The organism is uncultured Paracoccus sp., from assembly GCF_937873615.1.
Classification (GTDB): domain Bacteria; phylum Pseudomonadota; class Alphaproteobacteria; order Rhodobacterales; family Rhodobacteraceae; genus Paracoccus.
Genome location: NZ_CALMYP010000015.1, coordinates 118787 through 145185, shown reverse-complemented (window position 1 = coordinate 145185; position 26399 = coordinate 118787). Strand labels below are relative to the sequence as shown.

The following is a 26399-nucleotide window of genomic DNA, read 5'->3' as shown; positions in this document are numbered from 1 at the left end:
GGGATAAGCGATGCGCCAGGCAGAGATCACCCGCAACACCGCCGAAACCCGGATCGAGGTTCGTGTGAACCTCGACGGGACCGGGGTCTATGACAACCAGACCGGGGTCGGCTTCTTCGATCACATGCTGGACCAGCTGTCGCGGCATTCGCTGATCGACATGACCGTGCGCGCCAAGGGCGATCTGCATATCGACGATCACCACACGGTCGAGGATGTGGGCATCGCGCTCGGTCAGGCTCTGGTGCAGGCGCTTGGCGACAAGAAGGGCATCCGGCGCTATGGCAGCTTCCTGCTGGCCATGGACGATGCACTCGTGCGTTCGGCGCTGGATCTGTCGGGGCGGCCCTATCTGGTCTGGAATGTCGAATTCCCAAGCCAGAAGATCGGCAGTTTCGACACCGAGCTGGTGCGCGAATTCTTTCAGGCGCTGTCGACCCATGGCGGCATCACGCTGCATGTCGATGCGCTCCACGGCATCAATTCGCACCACATCGCCGAGGCCGCCTTCAAATCCGTCGCCCGCGCCCTGCGCGAAGCGGTCGAGCCGGATCCCCGGAACGATACCCTGCCCTCGACCAAGGGGGCGCTCTGATGCGGGTGGCGCTTGTCGATTACGACAGCGGCAACCTGCATTCGGCGGAAAAGGCCTTCGCCCTGATGGGCCAAAGGGCGGGGGCCGAGGTCGTGGTGACATCGGACCCGGAAATCGTGCGCAAGGCCGACCGGATCGTCCTGCCCGGCGACGGCGCTTTCCCGGCCTGCAAGGCCGCGTTGGAGGCCGTGCCCGGCATGGTCGAGGTCCTGCGCGACGCGGTGGAAGCCCGCGCCGTGCCCTTCATGGGCATCTGCGTCGGCATGCAGATGCTGGCCGATATCGGGCATGAATATCGCGACACTCCGGGCCTTGGCTGGATCGGGGGCGAGATCGACCTGATACGACCTTCAGAGCCGGGCCTGAAGGTGCCGCATATGGGCTGGAACGATCTGCGGCTGCGCGGCGCCCACCCGGTGCTGGACGGTATTGCGACCGGCGATCACGCCTATTTCGTCCATAGCTGGCAGTTCCACCCGAAAGATCCGGCGCATCTGCTGGCCGATGTCGATTACGGCGGCTCGGTCACGGCCATCGTCGGACGCGACAATATCGTCGGCACCCAGTTCCACCCGGAGAAATCGCAGGCCGTGGGTCTGCGCATCATCGAGAATTTCCTGAACTGGCGACCCTGAGCTTTCAGGCCGGGCCGCCCGATCCGGGACCGCCGCCTATTGCAGCCGTGCCCAGCTCTGCTTCTTGCAGATCAACCCGCCGGCCACGCAGCCCGACAGCGCCATGGCATTGCCGCTGACCGTGGCCTTGCCGTTATAGACCTTGTTATCGGCGGGGCGCAGGACGCGGCCCTTGTAGTCGCCGCCGCCCTGCGGAACCATGTCGATGACGATTTGCTTGCCGATATTGGGCGACTGGTATTCGGTCTTGTCCTTGAAGGTGCGGGTGATGGTGCCACAGAACGCGCCGCCGCAGGGCGTTATCTGGACATGGGCAAAGGCGCCCTCATCCGCCTGGGTCTGCCACAGCCCCTCGATCGGGTCGGCGGATGCGGCGGCAGCGATCAGCCCGAAGGCTGCGGCAAGTGCGAATGTCTTCATGGTCTTCCTCCCAGAGATCCGTTTGCACGGATCAGAAGACAGCGCGGCGATTCCCGCAAGATTGACGTGGGGTCGCCACCTCGCATGACGCGGCTTCCGCCTTGCTTGCCCCCGGCCCCCGCATATGGCAAAGCCGCGCTGAACCAGAGCGGAGCGCGCCGATGATCCTTTACCCCGCCATCGACCTCAAGGACGGCAATTGCGTGCGCCTTTTGCGCGGCGACATGGAGGCCGCGACCGTCTTCGGCACCGATCCCGCAGCCCAGGCCCGCGCCTTTCAGGATGCCGGGGCCGAATGGCTGCATCTGGTCGATCTGAACGGCGCCTTCGCCGGCCAGCCGGTGAATGCGGCGGCGGTCGAGGCGATCCTGGCCGCGACCGACATCCCCGCCCAGCTCGGCGGCGGCATCCGCGACATGGCCACCATCGAGATGTGGCTGCAAAAGGGCCTGAAACGAGTCATCCTCGGCACCGTCGCGGTCGAAAATCCCGATCTCGTTCGCAAGGCCGCCGCCGCCTTCCCCGGACAGGTCGCCGTCGGCATCGACGCCCGCAAGGGCTTTGTCGCCACAAAGGGCTGGGCCGAGGAAACCACGGTCCAGGCCACCGACCTCGCCCGCAGCTTCGAGGATGCCGGCGTCGCCGCCATCATCTATACCGATATCGACCGCGACGGCGCCATGGCCGGCCCCAATGTCGAGGCGACCGAGGCGCTTGCCCGCGCCGTCTCGATCCCGGTCATCGCCTCGGGCGGGGTCTCGTCCATGGCTGACCTGATCCGGCTGCGCGATACCGGCACTATTGCCGGGGCGATCTCGGGGAGGGCGCTTTATGACGGGGCGCTGGATCTGGGCGCGGCGCTGACGGCATTGAAGGCTTAGGCAGAAAGGGCGGAACATGCTGGTCGATCCCAATCATCCGTTTTTCCGCAAGCTCTGGGTGCGCATCCTTTGTGTCGCCCTGCCCTTCGGCTGGGCGATGTTCGAAATGGCAAATGGCAACCTGTTCTGGGCAATCGTCTTTGGCGCGGCGGGGGCGGTGCTGTTCCATGCATTGATCATGCGCGGCCCCGACAAGCGCTGACCCCTTCCCCTGACCCCGCGCGCGGGTTATCTGTCGCTCATGCTGAAGACACGCATCATCCCCTGCCTTGACGTGGCCGATGGCCGGGTCGTGAAAGGCGTGAATTTCGTCGACCTCGTGGACGCGGGCGACCCGGTCGAGGCCGCAAAAGCCTATGACGCCGCCGGCGCCGACGAGATCTGCTTTCTCGACATTCATGCCACCCACGAAAATCGCGGCACCATGTTCGACGTGGTCACCCGCACCGCCGAACAGTGCTTCGTGCCGCTGACCGTGGGCGGGGGGGTCAGGACGCATCACGATGTCCGGGCCCTGCTGCTGGCCGGGGCCGACAAGGTGTCCTTCAATTCCGCCGCCGTGGCCGATCCGAATGTCATCGCCGAGGCCGCCGACCGTTTCGGTTCGCAATGCATCGTCTGCGCCATCGACGCCAAGACCGTCTCGCCCGGCAAATGGGAGATCTTTACCCATGGCGGCCGCAAGCCCACCGGCATCGACGCGGTCGAATTCGCCCGGCTGGTTGCGGAAAAGGGGGCAGGAGAGATCCTGCTGACCTCGATGGACCGGGACGGCACCAAGGCCGGTTTCAACCTGCCCCTGACCCGCGCCGTGGCCGATGCGGTGGATATTCCGGTGATCGCCTCGGGCGGGGTCGGGATGCTGGAACATCTGGTCGAAGGCGTGACCGAGGGCCATGCGAGCGCATTGCTGGCCGCCTCGATCTTCCATTTCGGCACCTTCACCGTGGGCGAGGCCAAGGCCCATCTGGCCGCCGCCGGCATCCCCGTGAGGCTGACATGAGCGATTACGACGCCTTCGCCCGGCTGGACGCCACCATCTCCACCCGCAAGGAAGCCGATCCCGAGTCCAGCTGGACGGCGAAGCTGCTGGCCAAGGGGCCGGAAAAATGCGCCGAGAAATTCGGCGAGGAAGCCGTCGAAGCCATCATCGAGGCGGTGAAAGGCGACCGCGAGAAGCTGACCTCGGAAGCGGCGGATGCGGTCTTTCACCTTGCTGTCATGCTGGCCGCACGGGACCTGAGCCTTGCCGATGTGGCCGCCGAACTGGCCCGGCGCGAAGGCCGCTCTGGCATCGCAGAGAAGGCCAGCCGCGGCGGCTGAGAACCCTGTCCCGCAGGCACCGCAAAGCCGACCCGCAGGCTACCGGCGCGATGCAACGCGGCGTTTTGCCGTCATGTTCTTGATATTCATGCCAGAGATTTCTAAGTCCAGACGCAAGGCGAGGAACCAAATTGCTTTTCCTTACCCAGGGTTCCTTGGTATAAGCCGTTCAAATCGACCGCGCGGCAGACGCGGAATACACAAGGCAGAGGATCCTCATGACCGCATTCGGTAAATCCGGCAAGAACCACGAGGGCGATGTCGCTTTCATCGAATCTCTGGCCGAGCTTCTGAACAGCAGCGAACTGTCCGAACTGTCGGTCAAGCGCGAATATGGCGAACATGACCGGCTGACCGTCAGCCTGTCCAAGCATGGCAAGCAGGTGGTGGTGCAATCCGCAGCCCCGGCCCATGCGCCGATGGCCCATGCCGCGCCGGCCGCCGCCCCGCAAAGCCCGGCCACGCCGACGGCAACGCCCGGCGCCACCTCGGACGATCCGGCGAACCTGCCCGGCGCGGTCACCTCGCCCATGGTCGGCACCGCCTATCTTTCGGCGGAACCGGGGGCCGCGCCCTTCGTCACCATCGGCCAGCAGGTCAGCGAGGGCGACACCCTGCTGATCGTCGAGGCGATGAAGACCATGAACCACATCCCTTCGCCCAAATCCGGCACGGTGAAGCGCATTCTCGTCGATGACGGCACGCCGGTCGAATATGGCGCGCCCCTGATGGTCGTGGAATGAGGCCCGGATGTTCGACAAGATCCTGATCGCCAACCGGGGCGAGATCGCGCTGCGCGTGATCCGTGCCGCCCGGGAAATGGGCATCCAGACCGTCGCCGTCCATTCGACCGCCGATACCAATGCCATGCATGTGCGCATGGCCGACGAATCGGTCTGTATCGGGCCGAATCCATCCTCGGAAAGCTATCTCAACCCGGCCGCGATCATCGCCGCCTGCGAGATCACCGGCGCCCAGGCCGTCCATCCCGGCTATGGCTTCCTGTCGGAAAACGCCGCCTTCGCGCAGATGCTGGAAGATCACGACATCACCTTTATCGGCCCCAAGGCGGAACATATCCGCATCATGGGCGACAAGATCACCGCCAAGGACACCGCGAAACATCTGGGCATTCCGGTCGTTCCCGGCTCTGACGGCGGCGTGAACGATGTCGACGAGGCCAAGAAGGTCGCCGGCGAGATCGGCTATCCGGTCATCATCAAGGCTACCGCCGGCGGCGGCGGGCGCGGGATGAAGGTCGCCCATGACGAAAAGGGGCTTGAGGTCGCCTTCCGCACCGCGCGTTCGGAAGCCAAGGCCGCCTTCGGCAACCCCGATGTCTATATCGAGAAATACCTGCAAAAGCCGCGCCATATCGAGATTCAGGTCTTCGGCGACGGCAAAGGCAATGCGGTCTATCTGGGCGAGCGCGACTGCTCGCTGCAGCGCCGCCACCAGAAGGTTCTGGAAGAGGCCCCCGGCCCCTCGATCACGCCCGAAGAACGCGAGCGTATCGGCAATATCTGCGCCGATGCGATGAAGAAGCTGGGCTATATCGGTGCCGGCACCATCGAATTCCTCTATGAGGACGGAGAGTTCTATTTCATCGAGATGAACACCCGTCTTCAGGTCGAGCATCCGGTGACCGAGGCGATCTATGGCATCGACCTGGTGCGCGAACAGATCCGCGTCGCCGCCGACGAGCCGATGGAACTGGATCAGGACAAGCTCGACATCAACGGCCATGCCATCGAAGTCCGCATCAACGCCGAGAAGCTGCCGAATTTCAGCCCCTCGCCCGGCAAGATCACCCAGTTCCACGCCCCGGGCGGGCTGGGTGTGCGGATGGACAGCGCGATCTATGACGGCTATGTCATTCCGCCCTATTATGACAGCCTGATCGGCAAGCTGATCGTGCATGGCCGCGACCGCAACGAGGCGCTTGCGCGCCTGAGCCGCGCCCTGTCCGAGCTGATCGTGGACGGTGTCGATACCACCATGCCGCTGTTCCAGGCCCTGCTGCAGGAGCCTGACATCCAGTCGGGCAACTACTCGATTCACTGGCTGGAACGCTGGCTGAGCGAGAACGCCCCGGCTTGATCACCGCGCGCGAAATGCTGTGGGGATATGCCAATGGCATCTTCCCCATGGCCGCCGCCGCCGAAGACCCCGAATTGCACTGGTTCGACCCGGTCGAGCGCGGCATCATGCCGGTCGGCGGGGTTCATGTCTCGCGCAGTATGCGCCGGCACCTGCGGCAAAGCGGCTGGCACGCGACGCTGAACTGCGACTTCATGGCCGTTGTCCAAGGCTGCGCCCGGCCCGGCGACACCTGGATCAATGCGCCCCTGACCGCGCTGTACCTTGAGCTTCACGCCATCGGCCACGCGCATTCGATGGAAATCCGCGACGGCGACCGGATCGTCGGCGGCATTTTCGGGCTGAGCCTCGGCGGGGCGTTTTTCGGGGAAAGCATGTTCTCGGCCCGGCGCAATGGCTCGAAAGCGGCGCTGATCTGGCTGTCGGCGCATCTGGCGGGCTGCGGCTTCACGCTGTTCGACACCCAATATCCGACCGAGCATCTGGCCAGCATGGGCGGCCAGACCATCCCGCGCGCGGATTATCTGCGCCGGCTGTCACGGGCGATCCGGCAGGATGTCGATATCCGCTCGCGCCCTCTGCCCGAGGCTCAGGCCCTCTGGCAGCCGAGCACCCAGACATCGTAGCGCGCATCGTCCAGGGCCGAGAGCGCCGGCGACGAGGCGATCATCCAGCCGTCGAACAGGGTCGCGCCGCTGCTGCGGTCGGTGATGACCATCTGCGCATAGGCGTCGGAATTGGGGTCCTCGGTCGGGTAGCGGCATTCGCCCAGCCGGACCGTCAGCCGACCGACCTCGGCCGCTTCGCCGGGGGCAAGCTGAAGATCGGTGATATTGCTGGAAACCTTGTCGAGCGCGCGCAGCACGGCACCATTGCCGTGCGTGGTCTGGACGCCCGCGGGCTGGGCCAGAACGGCAACGGCCTGCGCGGCCAGAAGGGCGGCGGCGAGGGGGACGAAGACGGGTTTCATTCGGTGTTACTCGCTTGCGAATCGACGAATTTCATCATCAGCGACAGAAGACTGACCGCGCCCTGCACATCCTCGATCTCGTCGCCGGGGGCAAGGTTGTCCAGACTGCCGCCCGCCTGAAGCTCCAGATAGGCGCCGCCCAGCAGGCCGTCGGACTGGATCACCGCCGCCGAATCGGTGGGCAGCACGACACCGTCGCGCAGGCGCAGCTTCGCTTCGGCCAGGTAGGTTTCGGGGTTCAGGCTGATCTCGGTGACGCGACCGACCGGGACACCAGCCATGCGGATCTCGGACCCGGTCTCGATACCTTCGACATTGGGGAAGGCGGCGATCAGGTCATAGCCGCCGCCCGGCATCAGCCGGGGACCGGCGGCCAGCAGCAGAAACCCCGCCGCCACCGCCAGCACGATGCCGCCGGCAAACAGTTCGGCCCGGCTGTCGTCACTCATGCTGGTGCGCCCCGGATCGCTGCGGGATCATTGATCCGGTTGCCAAGCGTCGTAATCGCTGCGCGGTGCCGGCTCGGCCCGATAGACCGAGGATTGCGGCCGGTAAGCCTGCGCGGTGCCGGTCATGTTCATCTGGCTGGGAAGTTCCCAGTCGCGGCGCGGCAAGGGGTCCTTGGTCGGCGGTTCCTTGAAGGTGTGGTGCAGCCAGCCATGCCATTCGACCGGCACCCGGCTTGCCTCGGATTCGCCGTTGAAGATCACCCAGCGGCGGTCGCCCTTCTTGGACTGGTAATAGATATTACCCTGCTCGTCCTCGCCGACCTTCTCGCCGTAAAGCGCGGTCCACACCTGAGTGTTCAGGGTCTGACCTCTCCACCAGGTCAGGATACGGTCGACGATCCACATGGGCGCACTCCTTCGGGTCTCTCGATCTGTCTATGCCGCAAAGCGCGGCTCTGGTCCAGTGGCGCGATTAGCGCAGGTCGGCACCGAGCCCCTGCATCAGCGCCACGAAATCCGGGAAAGAGGTGGCAATCGCCGCCCCGTCATCGACCGTGACCGGCGCTTCCGCCGCCAGACCGGCGACAAGGAAGGACATGGCGATGCGGTGATCGAGATGGGTTTCGACCGGCGCGCCGCCGCCGGGAATGCGGCCTTGGCCACGGACGGTCATGCTGTCGCGGGTCTCCTCGACCTCGACCCCGTTCAGGCGCAGCCCCTTGGCCATGGCGTCGATACGGTCGGATTCCTTCACCCGAAGCTCGGCCACGCCGTTCATCACCGTGTCGCCTTCGGCCATCGCCGCGATCACCGAAAGGATCGGGAATTCGTCGATCATGCTGGCGGCGCGTTCCGCCGGGACGGTCACGCCCTTCAGGGCCGAGTGACGCACCACCAGATCGGCCACCGGCTCGCCGCCTTCCTCGCGGTCGTTTTCCCAGGTCAGATCGGCGCCCATTTCGGCCAGCGTGACATAAAGCCCGTCGCGGGTCGGGTTGCGGCTGATGCCGTTCACCCGGATCTCGGATCCCGGCACGATCAGCGCTGCGGCAACCGGAAAGGCAGCCGAGGAGGGGTCGCGCGGCACGGCAACGCTTTGCGCGCGCAGTTCCGGCTGGCCAGTCAGGGTGATGACACGGCCTTCATCGGTTGTTTCGGTGGTAATGCTGGCCCCGAAGCCCGCCAGCATCCGTTCGGAATGGTCGCGCGTGGGTTCGGCCTCGATCACCACGGTATGACCGGGCGCGTTCAGCCCCGCCAGCAGCACGGCCGACTTGATCTGGGCCGAGGCGACGGGGGTGCGATAGGTGACCGGCACGGCTTCCTCTGCGCCCTTGATGGTGACCGGCAGAAGCCCGCCCTCGCGCGATGTGATCTCGGCCCCGAACAGGCTGATCGGGTCGGTGATGCGCCGCATCGGGCGCTTCGACAGGCTGGCATCGCCGGTGAAGGTGGCGGTGATCGGCGTCGTCGCCATCGCCCCCATGATCAGTCGCACGCCGGTGCCGGAATTGCCGCAATCTATCACCCCCGCAGGCTCGGCAAAGCCACCGACGCCGACGCCATCGACAATCCATTCGCCGGGACCGAGCCGTTCCACCGTCGCGCCGAAGGCCTGCATGGCCTTGGCCGTATCCAGCACGTCCTGCCCTTCCAGCAGACCGGTGACATGGGTCCGGCCCACCGCCAGCGCGCCAAGGATCAGCGCGCGGTGGCTGATCGACTTGTCGCCGGGGATCAGGGCCGTGCCCGACAGCGCGCCAGAGCGGCGCGCGGACATCGGTTGAGCGGGCGCATTCGACATGGTGCCTCCTTCAGAACAGGGCCTTGCGTAGCATATTCAGCGCCACGAGCATCAGGAAAACGGCGAAGACCTTCTTCAGCATCTTCGCATCCAGCCGATGCGCCAGCGCGGCGCCAAGCGGTGCGGTCAGAAGCGTCATGGCGATGACGATCAGGAAGGCCGGTATATTCACCGCGCCGATGGTGCCGGGGGGCGCGTTCTCGGTCGGGGTGAACAGGAACAGCAGCGCCGAGGGCAGCGCGATCAGCGCCCCAAAACCCGCCGCCGTGGCCACGGCACGGTGGATCGGCCGGCCATGCAGCGTCATGATCGGCACCCCGATGGAGCCGCCGCCAATCCCCAGCAGCACCGAGACGAAGCCGGTCAGCCCGGCCATGACATATTTGACCGGCCCCTGCGGCATGTCCTCGGCCAGGCGCCAGCTGCTCTTGCCGATCATCATATAGGTGGCGATCACCACCACCAGCACGCCGAAGATGATCTGCAGGGTATGGGTGCGCAGCGACGAGACCAGCATCACCCCGACCGCCGCCCCGAACATGATGCCCGGCGCCCAGTCCTTCAGCACCTGCCAGTCGACCGCCCCCTTGCGGTTATGGGCCATGACCGACCGTGCCGAGGTGACGATGATCGTCGCCAGCGAGGTCGCCAGGCAGATCTGCATCAGGTCGTCCGAGCCATAGCCGGAGGTGCTGAACAGATAGAGGAAGGCCGGCACCAGCACGATGCCCCCGCCCACGCCCAGAAGCCCGGCCAGCACGCCGGCAAAGGCACCGACGACGGCAAGGGTCAGGGCGGGCAGGATCAGGTCGGTCATGAGGCCTCCATCGCGTCCTGCACCTGATCCAATGCGGCGGCGTAAAGTGCAAGCCCCTCGGCCGGGCTCTGGGCCTTCGAGGCGCCCTCGCTGAGGGTCCGCCGCCACAGTCGCGCACCGGGCCGGCCATGGAAGAGGCCGAGCATGTGGCGGCTGATATTGTGGATCCGCGCGCCTTCCTCCAGCCAGCGCGCGATCTGCGGGCGCATGGCCAAAGCCGCATCGACAGGATCGTCGAAGGGAGGGGTATCGCCCCAAAGCGCATCCGCCGCGCCGAGGCTGTCCCAGGGCTGATGATAGGCGGCACGACCGATCATGACGCCATCCATGACCTGCAACTGATCCGCGATCATGTCAGCCGTGATGCCGCCATTGATCGAGATGCTCATATCGGGGAAAAGCGCTACCATCCGATGCACCAACGGATAGTCGAGCGGCGGGATCTCTCGGTTGTCCTTGGGGGACAGCCCCTCCAGCCAGGCCTTGCGGGCATGGATCGTCACGCGCTTGACCCCGGCATTCCGAATGCGCGACAGGAAATCGGGCAACACTGCCTCGGGGTCCTGATCGTCGACGCCGATCCGGCATTTCACCGTCACCTCGACCGGGCTTTCGGCGATCATGGCGGCAACGCAATCGGCGACCAGATCGGGCGTCTTCATCAGCACCGCCCCGAAACAGCCCGACTGCACCCGGTCCGAGGGGCAGCCGACATTCAGGTTGATCTCGTCATAGTCGTAAGGTGCCGCAAGGGCGGTGGCGCGGCGCAATTCCTCGGGGTCGGAACCGCCGATCTGAAGCGCGGTCAGGCTTTCGCCGCCATCGCGCCCCAGCAGCCGGTCGCGCGGTCCGTGGATGATCGCGGGCGCGGTGACCATCTCGGTATAAAGCAGCGCATTCCGTGTCAGGACGCGGTGAAATCCGCGGCAGTAACGATCCGTCCAGTCCATCATCGGCGCGACGGAAACTCTATGTGGTGGAAAATTGTCCACTTTTCTATTGCCCGTCATTCACGCGTCGCTCAGCCGTTGTCGCCAACTGACCCCATACGCTCGTTCATCCCGGATTTCGACCCGTCAAAGGCGGCGTCCCGATCACGAACATATCGGCGGATCAATCACACCGTATCGAGATACAACTCGACGGTTTCCTCATCGGTCAGTTCGGCCATGTAGTGCAACTCCTGCCGCTTGGTCATGACCAGGTTGTCGATCAGGTGCTGGGGGAAGATGCGCTTGGTTTCGTCGCAGGCGGCGAAGGTTTCGATGGCTTCGGACCAGGTGCCGGGAAGCTGGGCGAGGTCCTTGTCATAGGCATTGCCCTCGAAGGGCGCGGGCGGTTCCAGCGCGTCCTCGATCCCGTTCAGCGCAGCGCCAAGGACGGCGGCGATCATCAGATAGGGGTTCACGTCGCCGCCCGCCACGCGATGCTCGATCCGGCGGGCCTTGGGGCCGGAGGCCGGGATGCGGATCGCGGCGGTCCGGTTCTCATAGGCCCAGCCGATGCCGGTCGGGGCATGGGCGTTCGGGACCAGCCGGTCATAGCTGTTCTCATGCGGCGCGAAGACCAGGGTCGAGCCGGGCATGGCGCGCAGCATCCCCGCGACCGCATGGCGCATCATCGCCGAACCCTTTTCGGTCCCGTCGTCGAAAAGGTTCCGCCCTTCGGCATCGAGCAGCGAGAAATGCATGTGCAGGCCGGAACCGGACCAGACATCATAGGGCTTGGCCATGAAGCTGGCGGCGAAACCGAACTGGCGGGCGACGCCCTTGGTCAGCATCTTGAAGAACCAGGCATCGTCCGCCGCCTTCAGCGGGTCCGGCTGATGCATCATGTTGATCTCGAACTGGCCGAGCGCAGCTTCCGAGATCGCGGTATCGGCGGGAATGTCCATCGCCTCGCAGGCATCGTAAAGCTGGGTGAAGAACTGATCGAACGCATCCAGCGCCCGCAGGCTGAGGGTTTCCGCCCCGGTGCGCCTTTTGCCCGAACGGGGCGAGGGCGGCACCCGCAGGGTCTTGCCGGAATCGTCGATGATGAAAAATTCCATCTCGGTCGCCACAACCGGGGTGAGGCCCGCCGCCTTGTAACGCTCGACGACGCGCGCCAGCGCCTGACGGGGATCGCCCTCATAGGGGCGGCCATCGGGGTGGAACATCCAGATCGGCAGCAGCGCGGAGGGCGCGTCGAGCCAGGGCATCGGCATGAAGCCGCGCTCGGTCGGCATCAAGAGCCCATCGGGGTCGCCGGATTCGAAGACCAGCGGGCTGCCCTCGATATCCTCGCCCCAGATATCCATGTTGAGCACCGAATAGGGGAATTTTGTCCCCTCGCTGAGCAGCTTTTCGGCGAAACGCGCCGGCACGCGCTTGCCGCGCGGCACGCCGTTCAGATCGGCAGCGGCGACACGGATCGTGCGCACTTCGGGGTGTTCGGCCAGCCAGTTCATCATTCACCTGATCAGTTTGGGGCGGTATCTTATCTTTTGCGTGGCCCCGGGAAGATGGCGGTTCAGGCGTCGGTTGACGATCCCGAAGATCGCGATCAGCGACAATGTCAGCAGGATGAAATAAGCCGCGACGATCGGATAGGCGACGAAAGGATTGAAGGTCTTGTCGGCAAGGTAATTCGCGTAATAGAGCGAATCTCCCTGCTGGGCGAAAGCCGGAAAGCTGGAGAAGAAGACCAGCGTCGTGGCGTGAAAGAGAAAGATCGCCTCATTGGTATAGGACGGCCAGGCGAGGCGCATCATCGTTGGCCAGACCACGCGGCGGAACTTCTTCCAGCCGGTCAGGCCGTATGCGTCGGCAGCCTCGATATCGCCCTTCGGGACCGATTGCAGCGCGCCGTGGAAGATCTGCGCCGAATAGGCGGCGGTGTTCAGGATCAGCACGATCAGCGCCCCGGCCCAGGCCTTGGTCAGCCAGCCGGTGGCGACGGTGATGCCGAACAGTTCGATGCCCGCGCGCGGCAGCAGCACGAAAAGCTGGTAGCCGAGGAAGAACTGGATGAACAGCGGACTGCCCCGGAAAAGGAAGATGAACCCGTCGGCGGGCTTGCGCAGCCAGGGGTTTTCGGACGCCTTGGCCAGCGCCAGGCCATTGGCGATGAAAAAGCCGAAAATCACCGAGAGCGTGCCGAAGTATAGGTTCCACAACATGCCCGAGCCGATCAGCGTCACCTGCGTGCACAGATCGAAATCGCCACGCGGCAGCAGGCGTTCGCCGATCCCGATGGAGCGCAGGCCGTAATCGGCGATGGTCTGGACGCAGCTCATGTCGCGGCCTTTCGCATCGCCTCGCCGGCCATCGTCGCCTGACCCAGCGAAAGCCGGCGCGAGACACGGGCCAGCACACGCTCGGACACCGCCGTCATCAGCAGGTAGAAGGCCAGGATGACGAGGAAATAGTAAAGCCGCCAGTCGGGATGCGGATAGGCATAGGACTGGGTTTTCGAGCCGCCAAGCTCGCGCGCCCAATAGACGATATCCTCGACCCCGAGCAGGAACAGAAGCGGCGTGGCCTTGATCAGGATCATCCACAGGTTCGACAGGCCCGGCACGGCGTAAACCCACATCTGCGGGATCAGCACCCGGCGGGTGACCTGACGTTGGGTCATGCCGTAAGCCTCGGCGGTTTCAAGCTGGGCGCGGGGCACCGACTGCATGGCGCCGTAAAGCACGTTCGAGGCGAAGGCCCCGAAGACAAGCGCGAAGGCCAGCACCGCCAGAAACATGCCATAGACATCGAAGACCCAGGCGGCGGCATCCGCTCGCGGCAGTTTCGCCGCCGCGCAGACAACGAAATCATTGCCTTGCCGGACCGGCACCGAGGCGTCGCAATAGACTCGTGAGCGCAGATATTCGAACAGTTGATCGAGCGCGATGGGCACGAACATGAAGAAGACGATGTCGGGCACGCCCCGCACCATCGATGTATAAATCTTGCCGAACCACCGGACCGGCGCGATCAGCGAACGCGACGCCAACGCCCCGCCGAAGCCGAACAGCAACGCGATGGGCGCGGTGATCGCCAGAAGCATCAGCACGGTACCAAAACTGGCATAGAAGCGCAGATGCGTGCCTGTCGTCAGGTAGCAGGACAGCCATTGCAGGCCCTCAAGCGATTTGGGATCGGCGCAATACTCGAACATCACGGGTCACGCCCCGCCAGCCCGTCGCGGGCGGCGGGGCGCCATCGTCAGTTTACCGGGGTGATCTTGGCGTCGGCCTTGCCGACCGCCTGACCATCGGCGCCGTAATACAGCGCGCCCTCGCCAAACCATGCGTCGATAATACCGTTCAGCGTGCCATCTTCCTTCATCGAGGCAATGGCGGCATCCATCTTGTCACGCAATTCGGTATCGGACTGGCGCACACCGACGCCGATGCCGCCGCCAAGCGGCACATTCTCGCCAACCCATGACAGTTCGCCATTCGATTCGACCACGGCGGGCTCAAGGAAGTCCTTGTCGGCGAAGACCGCATCGGCCTCGCCATTGCGGACCGCTGCGACGGTCTCGTCAGGGGTGGCAAATTCCAGCAGCGTGGCCCCCGATTCGGCGACATAGCTGGCCTGGATGGTCGCCGTCTGGGCTGCGACGACGGCGCCATCGCCGATATTGGCGTCAGCCGACAGCGCGGCATAGGCAGAGGCCGTGGGCGGGAAGTAGTTCTGGGTAAAGTCGATTTCCTGTTTCCGCTCATCGGTGATCGACATGCCGGCCATGATGGCATCGTAATTCGACGATTTCAGGTTCGGCAGGATCGAATCCCAGTCATTCTTGACCCAGACACATTCCAGTTCTGCCCGCTTGCAGATCTCGTTGCCTACGGCGATGTCAAACCCGTCGAGATCGCCCTTGTCGTTGACGAGGTTGAAGGGAGGATAGGCGCCCTCGGAGGCGATACGGACCGGGGCGGCGGCGGCAAGACCGGCGGTGAGAGCCAGGGTCGCTGCAGCAAGCATCAGTTTTTTCACTATTTTCTCTCCTGTTGGTAAATCACACCGCCATGGTGGCGCTGAGGAACTGGCGCAGCCGCTCGGATTTCGGCGCGCCGAAGACCTGATCGGGCGGACCTTCTTCTTCGATCCGTCCCTGATGCAGGAAGACGACATGATCGCTGACATCGGCGGCCAGCCGCATGTCATGCGTCACGATGATCATGGTGCGATGTTCGGCGGCGAGGTCCTTGATGACGCGCACCACCTCCTGCTGCAATTCAGGGTCGAGCGCGCTTGTCGGCTCGTCGAAGAGCAGCGCCTTGGGTTCCATGCACAGTGCCCGTGCGATTGCCGCGCGCTGCTGCTGGCCGCCCGACAGCATGGCCGGCCAGGCCTCGGCCTTGTCGCCGATGCCGACCTTGTCCAGTAGCTTGCGGGCGCGGGCCTCGACCTCGTCCTTCGGCTGGCCCAGCACCGTGACCGGGCATTCCATCACATTCTGCAGGATGGTCATGTGCGACCAAAGGTTGAACTGCTGGAAGACCATGGAAAGCTGGGTGCGGATGCGGGTGACCTGCGCGCGGTCGCCGGGTGTGCGGGCCAGCCCATCGCCCTTCCAGGCCACTGGCTCGCCCGAGAACAGGATCTCGCCCTTCTGGCTGTTTTCCAGCAGGTTGCAGCACCGCAGCAGCGTCGATTTGCCCGAACCGGAGGAGCCGATCAGGCTGACGACATGGCCGCGCGGCGCGCTCAGCGACACGCCTTTCAGCACCTCCAACTGGCCATAGGCCTTGTAGAGGTCGCGGATCTCGATAACGGGTACGTTCGTGTCACTCATGCTGAGGGGTATCTGGCGCGATTTCGTGCCGGATTGCAACGCCTTCATGCGCCGCCTAATCTGGTGGCGACGCAACGAGATGGCAAGAAAATGCAAATCGGCATCCTACAATGCGGGCAGGCGCCCGAAGCGCTGAAAGATCAGGCAGGCGATTACCCGGACATGTTCATCCGGCTGCTGGCCGAATCCGGTTTCACCTTCCGCAATTACCATGTCGAGGGGATGGAGTTTCCGGCCTCGGTCCATGACGCGGATGGCTGGCTGCTGACCGGCGCGCGCCACGGCGCCTATGAGGCGCATGACTTCATCCCGCCGCTGGAAGACTTCATCCGCGAGGCCTATGCCGAGGCCGTGCCCATGGTCGGCATCTGCTTCGGTCACCAGATCATCGCCCAAGCCCTTGGCGGCAAGGTCGAGAAATATGCCGAAGGCTGGTCGGTCGGCGCCAAGGAATACGATTTCGAGGGCGAGACCCTGACCCTGAACGCCTGGCATCAGGATCAGGTGACGCAATTGCCCGAGGGCGCGCGCGTGGTCGGGCAGAACGATTTCTGCGCCAATGCGGCGCTGCTTTATCCGGGCCGGGCCTTCACCGTGCAGCCGCACCCGGAATTCACCGACAGTTTCGTTCAGGGCCTGATCGAGACCCGCGCCATCGGCGTCGTGCCGACCCCGCTTCTGGACCGGGCCCGCGCCGGCATGGGCGGCAAGCGCGACAGCGACGCGATCGCGGCCCGCATCGCCGCCTTCTTCCGCGAGGCCGTGGCCGACCGGCAGGGGGCCGCCTGATGTATTGCCCGCCCGCCTTCGCCGAGGACCGGCCCGAGATTCTGGCGGCGCTGATCCGCGCCAACCCTCTGGGCCTGCTGATTACGGCAGGCGCATCCGGCCCCACCGCCAATGCGCTGCCGTTCGAACTGATCGGCAAGACCCTGCGCGCCCATCTCGCCCGTGCCAATCCGCAACTGGCCGAGATCGAGGCCGGCAACCCGGTCCTCGTCGTCTTTCAGGGCGAGCAGAGCTATGTCACGCCAAGCTGGTATGCGACCAAGCGGCAGACCGGGAAGGTTGTGCCGACCTGGAACTACCTGATGGTGCAGGCGCGCGGGACGGCACGGCTGATGGCCGATGCAGATTGGTTGCGCACCCAGATCGACGCGCTGACCGACCAGATGGAAAGCGACCGGCCCGAGCCATGGGCCGTGTCCGATGCGCCCGAAACATTCGTCGCCTCGCAATTGCGCGGCATCGTCGGGCTGGAAATCGAGGTGAGCGAGATGCAGGGCAAATGGAAGGCCGGCCAGAACCGGATCGAGGCGGATCGCGCGGGCCTTGCCGCAGCGCTCGCCAGCAGCCACCCTGCTCTTGCCGCTGTGGCATCGGGGGCAAAATGAACAGTCCCGACTGGCTGGAACAGACCCCGCAGGCGGCGCAGGATTATGTCGACGGTCGCCGACTGGACGAGATCGAATGCATCGTCGCCGACATGGCCGGCGTGGCGCGTGGCAAGGCCATGCCGGCCTCGAAATTCGCCCGGCAGGAGAAATTCTATCTGCCGAACTCGATCTTCCTGCAGACCATCACCGGCGAATGGGCCGACAACCCTTCGGGTGCCTTTACCGAACCCGACATGATCCTGACCCCGGACTATTCGACCACCACCGCCGCGCCCTGGACGGCGGATTTCACCTTGCAGGTCATCCACGATGTCTATGACCAGCAGGGCCAGCCGGTGCCGGTGGCGCCGCGCAACGTGCTGAGGCGCGTCGTCGGACTGTTCGAGGCACAGGGCTGGCGGCCCATCGTCGCACCCGAGATGGAGTTCTTCCTCGTCGCCCGCAATACCGACCCGAATCAGCCGATCATCCCGCCCATGGGCCGTTCCGGCAGGCGGGCGGCGGCGAAACAGGCTTACTCGCTGTCGGCGGTGGACGAATACGGCAAGGTCATCGACGACATCTACGATTTCGCCGAAGCGCAGGGCTTCGAGATCGACGGCATCCTGCAGGAAGGCGGCGCCGGCCAGATCGAGATCAACCTCGCCCATGGCGACCCGGTGCGGCTGGCCGACGAGATCTTCTTCTTCAAGCGCCTGATCCGCGAGGCCGCGCTGCGCCACGACTGCTATGCGACCTTCATGGCCAAGCCGATCGAGGGCGAGCCCGGCTCGGCCATGCATATCCACCATTCGGTGATCGACATCGCCAGCGGGCAGAACATTTTTTCCGATGCCAAAGGCGCCGAAGCCCGGCAATTCCTGCATTTCATCGCCGGGATGCAGAATCACCTGCCCGCCGCCGTGGCGCTGCTGGCGCCTTACGTGAACTCCTATCGCCGCTATGTCCCGGATTTCGCCGCACCCATCAACCTCGAATGGGGCCGCGACAACCGGACCACGGGCCTGCGCGTCCCGATCTCCGGCCCCGAGGCGCGGCGGGTGGAAAACCGCCTCGCGGGGATGGATTGCAACCCCTATCTGGGTATCGCCGCCAGCCTCGCCTGCGGTTATCTGGGCCTGATCGAGGCGAAGGAGCCGCGCCCGGAATGCCTTGGCGACGCCTATATCTCGGAAGACGAGTTGCCGCTGACCCTTGGCGACGCGCTGGATATCATGAGCGAGAGCGCCCCCATGCGCGAGGTGCTGGGTTCCGAATTCGTCGATGTCTACGAATCGGTAAAGCGCAACGAATACAAGGAATTCCTGCAAGTGATCTCGCCGTGGGAGCGGGAACATCTGCTGTTGAATGTCTGACCTGCGGCAACCGCGCGGCGTGCCGCTGAAGGAGGCCGGATGAACCTGCTCTTCTCGAATGACCGCCGTGGCGAATACCCGCCCTCGCTTTATGCCGATCAGGTCGCGCCGCTGCCGCCCTTCCCCGCGCTGACGGGCAAGGTGCGGGCGGATGTCTGTGTGGTCGGGGCCGGCTATACCGGGCTGTCCGCCGCGCTGCATCTGGCGCAGGCGGGCTTCGACGTGGTTCTGCTTGAGGCCCATCGCGTCGGCTTCGGCGCTTCGGGGCGCAATGGCGGGCAGATCGGCTCCGGCCAGCGCCTCGGGGTCGAGGAGCTGGAGCGGATGGCCGGACGCGACCGCGCCCGCATCCTCTGGGACATGGCCGAAGCGGCCAAGCGCCTGACCCGCGATCTGGCATCGCGCGCGGGCGTGTCGGTCCATGACGGCGTGGCCCATGCCTTCCGCAAACCGGAGGAATTGGACCATGCCCGGCGCGAGGCCGAGCATCTGGCGCGACATTACGATTATGACCGCATCGAGATTCACGACCCCGCCTCCTTCCACGCCATCCTGCCCTCGGACGCCTATCGCGGCGGCGAGCTGGATCGGGGCGCGGGCCATCTGAACCCGCTGGCACTTGCGCTCGGCATGGCGCGGCTGGCACAGGCGGCCGGCGCGCGCATTCACGAGGCGAGCCATGTCGAGGCCATCGACTTCGCCCGCGACGCGACCTCGAAATCAACCGTTCGAACGGCACAAGGCCAGGTCACTTGCGATCATGTCGTGCTGGCCGCGAATGGCTATCTCGGCGATCTGGTGCCGAAGGTCGCGGCCAGGGTCATGCCGATCAACAACTTCATCGCCGCGACCGCCCCGCTCGGCCCCCGCGCGGCCGAGGTCCTGACCCGGAGCATCGCCGTTCACGACACGAAGTTCGTAGTCAATTACTGGCGGCTGGATGACGAAGGCCGGCTGATCTTCGGGGGTGGCGAGAATGTCAGCTATCGCTTTCCGAAGGATATCGGTGCCAAGGTGCGCAAGCCCTTGGCGCAGATCTATCCCGGACTCGCCGATATTCCCTTTACCCATTGCTGGGGCGGCACGCTGGCCATCACCATGAACCGCATGCCCTGCTTCATGCGCCCGGCACCCAATGCGCTGTCGGCCAGCGGTTTCTCGGGTCACGGGGTGGCACTGGCGACATTGGCAGGCAAGCAGATGGCCGATGCCATAGCCGGGCAGGCCCAGGGCTTCGACACCATGGCTGCCCTGCCCACGGCCCGATTCCCGGGCGGCCACTTCCTGCGTTGGCCGCTTCTGGTCGCCGGCATGGGCTGGTATGCGCTGCGCGACCGGTTGGGCAGGTAGTCAATCGAGGCGCGGAAATTCGATCTTCGGACAGCGATCCTGAATTACCACCATCCCGGCAGCCTCGGCTTTCGCCGCCGCCTCGGGATGGCTGACGCCGAGTTGCATCCAGATCGTCTTCAGATCCGGCAGCACCCGCAGCGCCTCGTCGACGATCTCGGGCACGGCCTCGGAACGGCGGAAGATATCGACCATATCGACGCCCGCATCTGCCGGGACGGAGGAGAGGTCTGCATAAACCGTCTCGCCCAATATCTTTGCACCCGCATGACCCGGATTGACCGGAATGATCCGATAGCCCCGCGCCTGCAAAAACCGTGCGACGCCCCAGCTCGGGCGGTCCTGTTTCGGCGACAGGCCGACCACGGCAATGGTGCGGGTCCGGTCCCTGATCTGGCGGATGATTTCGGCTTCGGTCATGTTTCCCCCCCTTGCGCGCGCAGCTTTTCATAGAAAAAGCGCCCGGTCCATAAGGCCGGGCGCAAGTCGCGGAACGAGGGACAGTGATCTGGGCGCGGCCGTTCCGTGGCATCGTGCCCGTGTGACCAATATGGGACATGATTCGAAGAATCCAAGGGCTCTCGCGGATTCGTGAATTGGCGCTGTCAACCACCCGCACTGAGTCGCAGCCACATGGTCTTGGCCTTCATCAGCAATTCGCGCGGATGGGCCATCAACTCGCGCCGGCGCATGTCCGAGCCGACCAGATAGACCCGCTGGCCGATGGTCACGAACATGCGCGGATCGCCCGGCTCAGAGCGTCCTTCGGACAGGGCCACCACACAGAGCCCATCGAAACCCGGCGTATAGGCGCGCGGATTGGCCTCGAACAGCGCCCGGTTTTCCTCGGAGGTGAAGTGATATTGCTTGCCGCGCCAGCTGGTCGAGATATCGCCCTGTCCTTCCAGCGCCGCATTCTGGGTCACATAGGTCACCGGGTCATAACCGCCGAGCGCCCATTGCTGCGCCACCGCCGCAATAGGCAGGGCGAGGGCAGTCGCGAAGATCAGCGTCGTAAGGCGTTGCACGGTCGAACCATGGAGCAGTTGAGGATCAGACATGGCATCGCACCGCCGGGCTGTCCATGATTCGGCGGGCTATCTCAAGGCGATGTGAAACGGTTTGCGGTCGCGTAAAGCGAAATCGCCGCCGCATTCGACACATTGAGCGAACCGAACGCACCGGCGAAGGGGATCTTCGCCAGATGATCGCAGGTTTCGCGGGTCTTCTCGCGCAGGCCCGGCCCTTCGGCACCGAGGACCAGACAGATGGGCCGAGTCCCGACCGTGTCGAGCACGCTTTCCAGAGGTGCCTCGGCTTCGCCGGTCAGCCCGATGACGGTGAAACCGGCCTGTTTCAACTGCTCCAGCGCCTCGGCCAGATTGCCGATGCGCAGATAGGGCTGGCGTTCCAGCGCGCCCGAGGCGGTCTTGGCCAGCGCCCCGGTTTCGGGCGCGGCATGACGGGCGGGCGCGATCACCGCGCGGGCGCCGAAAACCTCGGCCGAACGCAGGATGGCGCCGACATTATGCGGATCCGTCACCCGGTCGAGCGCCACCACCAGGGGCAGGCCCTGCCCGGTCACGGCAATCTCGGTCAGGCTGGCCCAGCCAAGCGGCCGCACCTCCAGCGCGCAGCCCTGATGCACGCTGTCCGGCGGCAGGCCCACGACCTTGTCGAAGACACGGGCATCGGTGATCTCGGGCTCCATCCCCGCGACATCGCCCAGCCGGTCGAGCGCGTTCTGCGTCACCACCAGACGCAGCCTCTCGCGCGCCGGGTTGGCAAGCGCGTCCCGCACCGCATGCAGGCCGAACAGCCAGATCGTTTCGGCCGCCGAGGCCTTCTTCGCGCGTTCCTTCGCGATGACCCAATCCGGTTTGCGGTTCTTGCGTTCGGCCATGGAGATCCCCTTTCGTCCGCCCTTCTGCGCCATCCGGCCCCGATCGCGCAAGCCCATTGCCGAAAGGGCCGAATTCCCGCTTGACGCCCCCGCCATGCCCGCTTATTCCACGCCCCACGCCGAAGGCTCGGCGGGCGACGTGCTGCAAGGTGCGGCAGCGGACTGTAACTCCGCCGGGGAGACCCATGCCTGGTTCGATTCCAGGGTCGCCCACCATCCTATCCCCATTTGTAGAGTTCTACAGACTTTCGACTAGGCCTCCATGCATAGCGGTAGTTAGTCTCTGTAGGGGCTGGCGTCGCTTGGCCGGCTTTTTTATCCTAGCTGAACGCACGAACCAGCACAGAAGCGGCGGAAGTGATGGCAAAAGACCGTTCGAAACAGAATGAGCAGTCAGAGGCAGAAAAGGCCGAGCGTCGTGCACGCAACGCTGCGAACCGTGCCCGGCGCGAAGCGAATGCCGCCGCAAAGGAGGCCCGCAAGGCCAAGAAGGGAAAGCCGCCTCAAAAGCAGAAACCACCCGGGAAAAGCCGAAAACCTGCTGAAACTGATGCTATCGTTGCGCCCTTTGCCGAAATTTCCCCTCAGATCGTCCCGTTTCATTCACCCGCCGGCATTTCGAACAAATTTCCGATCAATCCAGAGCATTTCAACATCCTGCTTGTCGTGCAGGGCGGGCGGTTGGAATGCGAGGCCGCGCTTTTTGTCGAATCGCTGCGTCAGAACGCACCCGGTTGGCAGGGTCGCCTGATCCTTGCCGAACCCCGGCCCGAAGGCGCTTGGGCCGGTCATACCATTGGCATTTCGGCTGCCGCACGCACGATCCTTGAAGGACGCGGTGCCGAAATCATCCCCTTCACAGCCCAGCACTTCGGCGCCAGCTATCCCTATGGCAACAAGATCGAGGCGCTTCAGACCTTGCCTGCCGGACATGATTTCATGTTCTTCGACAGCGACACGCTGATTACCGGCCCGATCGAGCAGATGGGCATCGACTTCAGCCGGCCCGCCGCCTCGATGCGCCGAGAGGGAAGCTGGCCGCAGCCACCGCTTTACGGCCCGGATTACAGCGACATCTGGAAAGCGCTTTACGAACGGTTCGGGCTGGATTTCGAGAGCTCAACCGACCTCAGCCAACCGGACGAGCATTGGGAGCGGTATCTTTACTTCAATGCTGGCTGGTTCTTCGGCAGCGATCCGGCTGAATTTGGGCAGCGCTTCCTTGATTGGGCCATCGCCGTCAGGGACGATCCCGGCGATGCCCTTGCCTCGCAAGAGCTTGACCCCTGGCTCGATCAGATCATCCTGCCATTGGTGATCCACAGCCTTGGCGGCGGACGCCCGGGGCCGGAATTGGACGGGCTGGATGGCCCGATCAGTTGCCATTGGCGCAAGCTGCCGCTGCTTTATGCGCGCGAAAGCGATATTGCGGTCGAGGCGTTGGAGCGCGCTGCCACCGCCCCCGACATCCAGGCCCTGCTGCGCGGCTGGGAACCGGCCCTGCGGTTGATCTATCAGGGGCATGGCCGGAATGCGCTGCGCCCCACCATCGACCGAAAGAGATTGCCGCACCGGGAACAGCCGCTGCGCAAGCAGATCAAGCAGGCCGGTTGGTGGGTGGTCTAGTCCCGCAGCACAAGGCATGAGGCAAGGCCCCGCATATGCGGGGCCTTTCGGTTATTTTCCGGCAGCGCTCAGCACCGCGTCGCAGCGGGCGCAGGTTCCGGGATGGGCGTGATTGCCGACATCGGGCAGGATCTTCCAGCAGCGCTGGCATTTCTCGCCTTCCGCCAGTTCGAAGACCACGCCGACCCCTTCGATATCGGGCAGACGGAAGGCCTCGGCGGGGATCGGGTCGGCGGTCAGCGACAGGCCCGAGGTGATGCAGATATCGGCGAAATCGACCGATTTCAGCGCCTTCAGCATCGCCTCGTCGCGGACGTGGACGACCGGGGCCGCTTCAAGGCTGGCACCGATGGTCTTGTCGGCCCGCTTCACCTCCAGCGCCGCTGTCACCGCACGGCGGGCGCGGCGCACGCCGTCCCATTTCGCGGCCAAGGGCTCGTTCAGCCAGTCGGCGGGGGTGGCCGGGAAGTCGTGCAGATGCACGCTGTCATCGTCGCTGGGGAAGCGCGACAGCCAGACATCTTCCATGGTGAAAGGCAGGATCGGCGCGAGCCAGGTCACAAGGCGATGGAACAGCAGGTCCAGCACCGTCCGCGCAGAACGCCGGCGGATACTGTCCGGCCCGTCGCAGTAAAGCGCGTCCTTGCGGATGTCGAAATAGAACGAGGACAGGTCCACCGTCGCGAACTGGAACAGCGCCTGGAACACGCCCTGGAAATCATAGGCGTCGTAGCCCTGCCGGACCCTATGATCCAGTTGGGCAAGGCGGTGCAGCACCCATTGTTCCAGCTCCGGCATATCCTCGGGCGCGACGCGTTCGGCATCGGTGAACCCGTCGAGATTGCCCAGCATGAACCGCAAGGTATTGCGCAGCCGGCGATAGCTGTCGGCGGTGCCTTTCAGGATTTCCGGCCCGATGCGCTGATCGGCGGTGTAATCGACCTGCGCCACCCAGAGCCGCAGGATATCGGCGCCATATTGCTTGATGACCTCGGCCGGCACGATGGTATTGCCAAGCGATTTGGACATTTTCATGCCCTTCTCGTCCAGCGTGAACCCATGGGTCAGCACGCCCCGGTAAGGCGCCCGGCCCCTGGTCGCGCAGGCCTGCAGAAGCGAGCTATGGAACCAGCCGCGATGCTGGTCGGTGCCTTCCAGATAGAGGTCCGCGATCCCGTCCGGCGCGCCGTCTTCGCGGTCGCGGATCACGAAAGCATGGGTCGAGCCGGAATCGAACCACACGTCCAGCACGTCCATGACCTGATCGTAATCCTCAGGGTTCACGATCCCGTCCAGCACCTGCGCCTTGAAGCCGTCGCGATACCAGATATCGGCGCCTTCCGCCTCGAACGCCTCGACGATACGCGCGTTGACCGCCGGGTCGCGCAGCAGGAAATCGGCATCGGTGGGCCTGGCGCCCTTCCTGACAAAACTGGTCAACGGCACGCCCCAGGCGCGCTGACGCGACAGCACCCAGTCGGGACGGTTCTCCACCATGCTGAAAATGCGGTTCCGCCCGGTCTGCGGCGTCCATTTCACCAGCTGGTCGATCGAGGTCAGGGCGCGCTGGCGGATCGTGCGGCCATATTCGCCCATGCCATCGTCGAGATCCTTGTCGATGGCGGCAAACCATTGCGGCGTGTTGCGATAGATCAGCGGCGCCTTGGAGCGCCAGCTATGCGGATAGCTGTGCTTGATCTTGCCCTTGGCCAGCAACGCGCCGGCCCAGGCGAGGTTCTTGATGACGCTGACATTCGCGGACCCGTCCTTGCCATCGGGCAGGATGATCGCCTCGCCCCCGAAGATCGGCAGGTCCTTGCGATAGGAGCCGTCGGGTTCGACATTATAGGTCATCGGCAGGCTGTATTTCAGGCCGAGCTGATAGTCGTCATCGCCGTGGCTGGGGGCCGTATGGACAAAGCCCGTGCCCGCGTCATCGGTGACGTGATCGCCGGGCAGCATGGGGACATCGTAATCCCATTCACCATTGCCGCCTTCGACTCCGCGAAGGGGATGGGCGAGGGTCAGGCGCTCAAGCTCATCAGCCGCGACATCGCGCAACCGCTTGTGGCTTTCGACCTTGGCCGACTGCATCACGCCTTCGGCAAGCGCATCGGCCAGCACCAGCTTTTCGCCCGGTTGCGCTGTCGCATTCTCTGCTACCTCGCCAACCTCATAGAGGCCGTAGGAAATACCCGGATTGAACGCCACCGCGCGGTTCTGCGGGATGGTCCAAGGCGTCGTGGTCCAGATCACCACCGATGCCCCGTCAAGCGCACCATCCACCGGCGCGAACCGCACCCAGATCGTATGGCTGGTATGGTCGTGATATTCGACCTCGGCTTCCGCAAGCGCGGTCTTCTCGACCGGAGACCACATCACCGGCTTCGAGCCCTGATAAAGCGAGCCGTTCATCAGCAGTTTCATGAACTCCTCGGCGATGACCGCCTCGGCGTGGAAGTTCATGGTCAGATAGGGGTCGTCCCATTTGCCGGTGACGCCAAGGCGCTTGAACTCCTCGCGCTGGATATCGACCCAGTGCTCGGCGAAGCGGCGGCATTCCTGGCGGAACTCGACCGTATCGACGGTATCCTTGTCGAGGCCCTTCTGGCGATATTGTTCCTCGATCTTCCATTCGATGGGCAAACCGTGGCAGTCCCAGCCGGGAACATAGCGCGCATCGCGGCCCATCATCTGCTGCGAGCGGGTGATGAAATCCTTCAGCACCTTGTTCAGCGCGTGGCCGATATGGAGGTTGCCATTCGCATAGGGGGGCCCGTCATGCAGGATGAAGGGCTTGCGGCCCTCGGCGCGGTCGCGCAGCCGGTCATAGATGTTCAGCCGCGCCCAGCGATCCAGCCATTCCGGCTCGCGCTGCGGCAGGCCGGCGCGCATGGGAAAATCGGTCTCGGGCAGGAAAACGGTGTCGCGGTAGTCGGGGGTATCGCTCATCGGCGGGAATCCTTCGGGGGAGAGGTCAGGCATACGAAATC

General features: G+C 64.6%; 31 protein-coding genes and 1 tRNA gene. 15 read left to right on the top strand and 17 right to left on the bottom strand.

From position 1 onward, the window contains the following. Positions 1–10: 10 nt before the first annotated feature. Both hisB and hisH read left to right on the top strand, forming a co-directional pair. Positions 11–595, top strand: coding sequence for an imidazoleglycerol-phosphate dehydratase HisB (gene hisB / locus Q0330_RS04290; RefSeq protein ID WP_299474940.1), 585 nt, complete (start codon positions 11–13; stop codon positions 593–595). Then, a complete protein-coding gene (gene hisH, locus Q0330_RS04285) occupies positions 595–1230 on the top strand; it encodes an imidazole glycerol phosphate synthase subunit HisH (RefSeq protein ID WP_299474937.1) in 636 nt (211 codons plus the stop codon). Before hisB ends, hisH begins: the two co-directional genes overlap by 1 nt. Before the next feature lie 36 nt (positions 1231–1266). Here the strand turns inward: hisH and Q0330_RS04280 are convergent, their stop codons facing one another. Then, the gene (locus Q0330_RS04280) at positions 1267–1650 is read right to left on the bottom strand and encodes a DUF2147 domain-containing protein (protein WP_299474934.1); all 384 of its coding nucleotides are present in this window, start codon (positions 1648–1650) and stop codon (positions 1267–1269) included. Positions 1651–1811: 161 nt separating this feature from the next. On the opposite strand from Q0330_RS04280, the gene hisA reads away from it, so the two are divergent. The 7 genes from hisA (at position 1812) to aat (ending at position 6580) form a co-directional block, all read left to right on the top strand. Next, entirely contained in the window at positions 1812–2531 is a 720-nt protein-coding gene (gene hisA / locus Q0330_RS04275; RefSeq protein ID WP_299474931.1) for a 1-(5-phosphoribosyl)-5-[(5-phosphoribosylamino)methylideneamino]imidazole-4-carboxamide isomerase, read from the top strand. A 16-nt stretch (positions 2532–2547) separates the two neighbouring features. After that, positions 2548–2733 carry a hypothetical protein gene (locus tag Q0330_RS04270; protein WP_299474928.1) on the top strand — a complete coding sequence of 62 codons (186 nt, stop codon included), beginning with the start codon at positions 2548–2550 and terminating at the stop codon, positions 2731–2733. Between the two features lie 39 nt (positions 2734–2772). Beyond that, positions 2773–3534 (top strand): imidazole glycerol phosphate synthase subunit HisF, encoded by a 762-nt coding sequence (gene hisF / locus Q0330_RS04265; protein WP_299474925.1) that lies wholly within the window; start codon positions 2773–2775, stop codon positions 3532–3534. Further along, positions 3531–3854, top strand: coding sequence for a phosphoribosyl-ATP diphosphatase (locus Q0330_RS04260; RefSeq protein WP_299474922.1), 324 nt, complete (start codon positions 3531–3533; stop codon positions 3852–3854). Before hisF ends, Q0330_RS04260 begins: the two co-directional genes overlap by 4 nt. Before the next feature lie 218 nt (positions 3855–4072). Further along, complete coding sequence (gene accB / locus Q0330_RS04255; RefSeq protein ID WP_299474919.1) at positions 4073–4597, top strand: acetyl-CoA carboxylase biotin carboxyl carrier protein; 525 nt, start codon at positions 4073–4075, stop codon at positions 4595–4597. A 7-nt stretch (positions 4598–4604) separates the two neighbouring features. Continuing rightward, a complete protein-coding gene (gene accC / locus Q0330_RS04250; RefSeq protein WP_299474916.1) occupies positions 4605–5954 on the top strand; it encodes an acetyl-CoA carboxylase biotin carboxylase subunit in 1350 nt (449 codons plus the stop codon). Further along, the gene (aat, locus tag Q0330_RS04245; protein ID WP_299474913.1) at positions 5951–6580 is read left to right on the top strand and encodes a leucyl/phenylalanyl-tRNA--protein transferase; all 630 of its coding nucleotides are present in this window, start codon (positions 5951–5953) and stop codon (positions 6578–6580) included. Before accC ends, aat begins: the two co-directional genes overlap by 4 nt. Here the strand turns inward: aat and Q0330_RS04240 are convergent. The 11 genes from Q0330_RS04240 to Q0330_RS04190 form a co-directional block, all read right to left on the bottom strand. Continuing rightward, positions 6544–6924 (bottom strand): DUF2155 domain-containing protein, encoded by a 381-nt coding sequence (locus Q0330_RS04240; protein ID WP_299474910.1) that lies wholly within the window; start codon positions 6922–6924, stop codon positions 6544–6546. The two genes, aat and Q0330_RS04240, sit on opposite strands and share 37 nt — an antisense overlap. After that, on the bottom strand, positions 6921–7373 hold the full coding sequence (locus tag Q0330_RS04235; protein WP_299474907.1) for an outer membrane lipid asymmetry maintenance protein MlaD: 453 nt from the start codon (positions 7371–7373) through the stop codon (positions 6921–6923). Before Q0330_RS04235 ends, Q0330_RS04240 begins: the two co-directional genes overlap by 4 nt. A 27-nt stretch (positions 7374–7400) precedes the next feature. Further along, the gene (locus Q0330_RS04230) at positions 7401–7778 is read right to left on the bottom strand and encodes an NADH:ubiquinone oxidoreductase subunit NDUFA12 (protein ID WP_299474904.1); all 378 of its coding nucleotides are present in this window, start codon (positions 7776–7778) and stop codon (positions 7401–7403) included. Between the two features lie 67 nt (positions 7779–7845). Then, positions 7846–9177 carry a 3-phosphoshikimate 1-carboxyvinyltransferase gene (aroA, locus tag Q0330_RS04225; protein WP_299474901.1) on the bottom strand — a complete coding sequence of 444 codons (1332 nt, stop codon included), beginning with the start codon at positions 9175–9177 and terminating at the stop codon, positions 7846–7848. Between the two features lie 10 nt (positions 9178–9187). Beyond that, positions 9188–9994, bottom strand: a complete 807-nt coding sequence (locus Q0330_RS04220; protein WP_299474898.1) for a sulfite exporter TauE/SafE family protein — start codon at positions 9992–9994, stop codon at positions 9188–9190. Beyond that, a complete protein-coding gene (dusA, locus tag Q0330_RS04215; RefSeq protein WP_299474895.1) occupies positions 9991–11004 on the bottom strand; it encodes a tRNA dihydrouridine(20/20a) synthase DusA in 1014 nt (337 codons plus the stop codon). The genes Q0330_RS04220 and dusA overlap by 4 nt, the downstream gene beginning before the upstream one ends. 107 nt (positions 11005–11111) lie before the next feature. Then, positions 11112–12446, bottom strand: a complete 1335-nt coding sequence (locus Q0330_RS04210; RefSeq protein ID WP_299474892.1) for a glutamine synthetase family protein — start codon at positions 12444–12446, stop codon at positions 11112–11114. Further along, positions 12447–13271, bottom strand: coding sequence for an ABC transporter permease subunit (locus Q0330_RS04205; protein ID WP_299474889.1), 825 nt, complete (start codon positions 13269–13271; stop codon positions 12447–12449). It abuts the gene before it with no gap. Continuing rightward, complete coding sequence (locus Q0330_RS04200; protein ID WP_299474886.1) at positions 13268–14146, bottom strand: ABC transporter permease subunit; 879 nt, start codon at positions 14144–14146, stop codon at positions 13268–13270. The genes Q0330_RS04205 and Q0330_RS04200 overlap by 4 nt, the downstream gene beginning before the upstream one ends. A 47-nt stretch (positions 14147–14193) precedes the next feature. Then, complete coding sequence (locus tag Q0330_RS04195) at positions 14194–14973, bottom strand: transporter substrate-binding domain-containing protein (protein ID WP_299474883.1); 780 nt, start codon at positions 14971–14973, stop codon at positions 14194–14196. Positions 14974–14995: 22 nt separating this feature from the next. Then, positions 14996–15775 (bottom strand): ATP-binding cassette domain-containing protein, encoded by a 780-nt coding sequence (locus Q0330_RS04190; protein ID WP_299474880.1) that lies wholly within the window; start codon positions 15773–15775, stop codon positions 14996–14998. 90 nt (positions 15776–15865) lie between these two features. Here Q0330_RS04190 and Q0330_RS04185 point away from each other — a divergent pair, with 90 nt between their 5' ends. From Q0330_RS04185 to Q0330_RS04170, 4 genes are read left to right on the top strand one after another with little or no spacing between them, the layout of a single operon-like run. Continuing rightward, on the top strand, positions 15866–16564 hold the full coding sequence (locus Q0330_RS04185; protein WP_299474877.1) for a type 1 glutamine amidotransferase: 699 nt from the start codon (positions 15866–15868) through the stop codon (positions 16562–16564). Beyond that, the gene (locus Q0330_RS04180; RefSeq protein WP_299474874.1) at positions 16564–17169 is read left to right on the top strand and encodes an FMN-binding negative transcriptional regulator; all 606 of its coding nucleotides are present in this window, start codon (positions 16564–16566) and stop codon (positions 17167–17169) included. Before Q0330_RS04185 ends, Q0330_RS04180 begins: the two co-directional genes overlap by 1 nt. Further along, entirely contained in the window at positions 17166–18527 is a 1362-nt protein-coding gene (locus Q0330_RS04175; protein ID WP_299474871.1) for a glutamine synthetase family protein, read from the top strand. The genes Q0330_RS04180 and Q0330_RS04175 overlap by 4 nt, the downstream gene beginning before the upstream one ends. A 39-nt stretch (positions 18528–18566) precedes the next feature. Then, a complete protein-coding gene (locus Q0330_RS04170; RefSeq protein ID WP_299474868.1) occupies positions 18567–19877 on the top strand; it encodes an FAD-binding oxidoreductase in 1311 nt (436 codons plus the stop codon). Here the strand turns inward: Q0330_RS04170 and Q0330_RS04165 are convergent, their stop codons facing one another. The 3 genes from Q0330_RS04165 to rlmB all read right to left on the bottom strand — a co-directional run bounded on the left by Q0330_RS04165 (position 19878) and on the right by rlmB (position 21780). After that, positions 19878–20297 (bottom strand): CoA-binding protein, encoded by a 420-nt coding sequence (locus Q0330_RS04165; RefSeq protein ID WP_299474865.1) that lies wholly within the window; start codon positions 20295–20297, stop codon positions 19878–19880. It abuts the gene before it with no gap. Positions 20298–20482: 185 nt separating this feature from the next. Further along, positions 20483–20938, bottom strand: a complete 456-nt coding sequence (locus tag Q0330_RS04160; protein ID WP_299474862.1) for a YHS domain-containing (seleno)protein — start codon at positions 20936–20938, stop codon at positions 20483–20485. Between the two features lie 41 nt (positions 20939–20979). Beyond that, the gene (gene rlmB / locus Q0330_RS04155) at positions 20980–21780 is read right to left on the bottom strand and encodes a 23S rRNA (guanosine(2251)-2'-O)-methyltransferase RlmB (protein WP_299474859.1); all 801 of its coding nucleotides are present in this window, start codon (positions 21778–21780) and stop codon (positions 20980–20982) included. A gap of 132 nt (positions 21781–21912) precedes the next feature. Between rlmB and Q0330_RS04150 the strand changes: the two genes are divergently transcribed. Next, a tRNA-Tyr gene (locus tag Q0330_RS04150) sits at positions 21913–21996 on the top strand. A 177-nt stretch (positions 21997–22173) separates the two neighbouring features. Here Q0330_RS04150 and Q0330_RS04145 read toward each other — a convergent pair. Beyond that, positions 22174–22383, bottom strand: coding sequence for a hypothetical protein (locus Q0330_RS04145; protein WP_299474856.1), 210 nt, complete (start codon positions 22381–22383; stop codon positions 22174–22176). A 78-nt stretch (positions 22384–22461) separates the two neighbouring features. Here Q0330_RS04145 and Q0330_RS04140 point away from each other — a divergent pair, with 78 nt between their 5' ends. After that, complete coding sequence (locus Q0330_RS04140; protein WP_299474853.1) at positions 22462–23406, top strand: hypothetical protein; 945 nt, start codon at positions 22462–22464, stop codon at positions 23404–23406. 51 nt (positions 23407–23457) lie between these two features. Here the strand turns inward: Q0330_RS04140 and ileS are convergent, their stop codons facing one another. After that, positions 23458–26358, bottom strand: a complete 2901-nt coding sequence (gene ileS, locus Q0330_RS04135) for an isoleucine--tRNA ligase (RefSeq protein WP_299474850.1) — start codon at positions 26356–26358, stop codon at positions 23458–23460. Positions 26359–26399 lie beyond the last annotated feature (41 nt).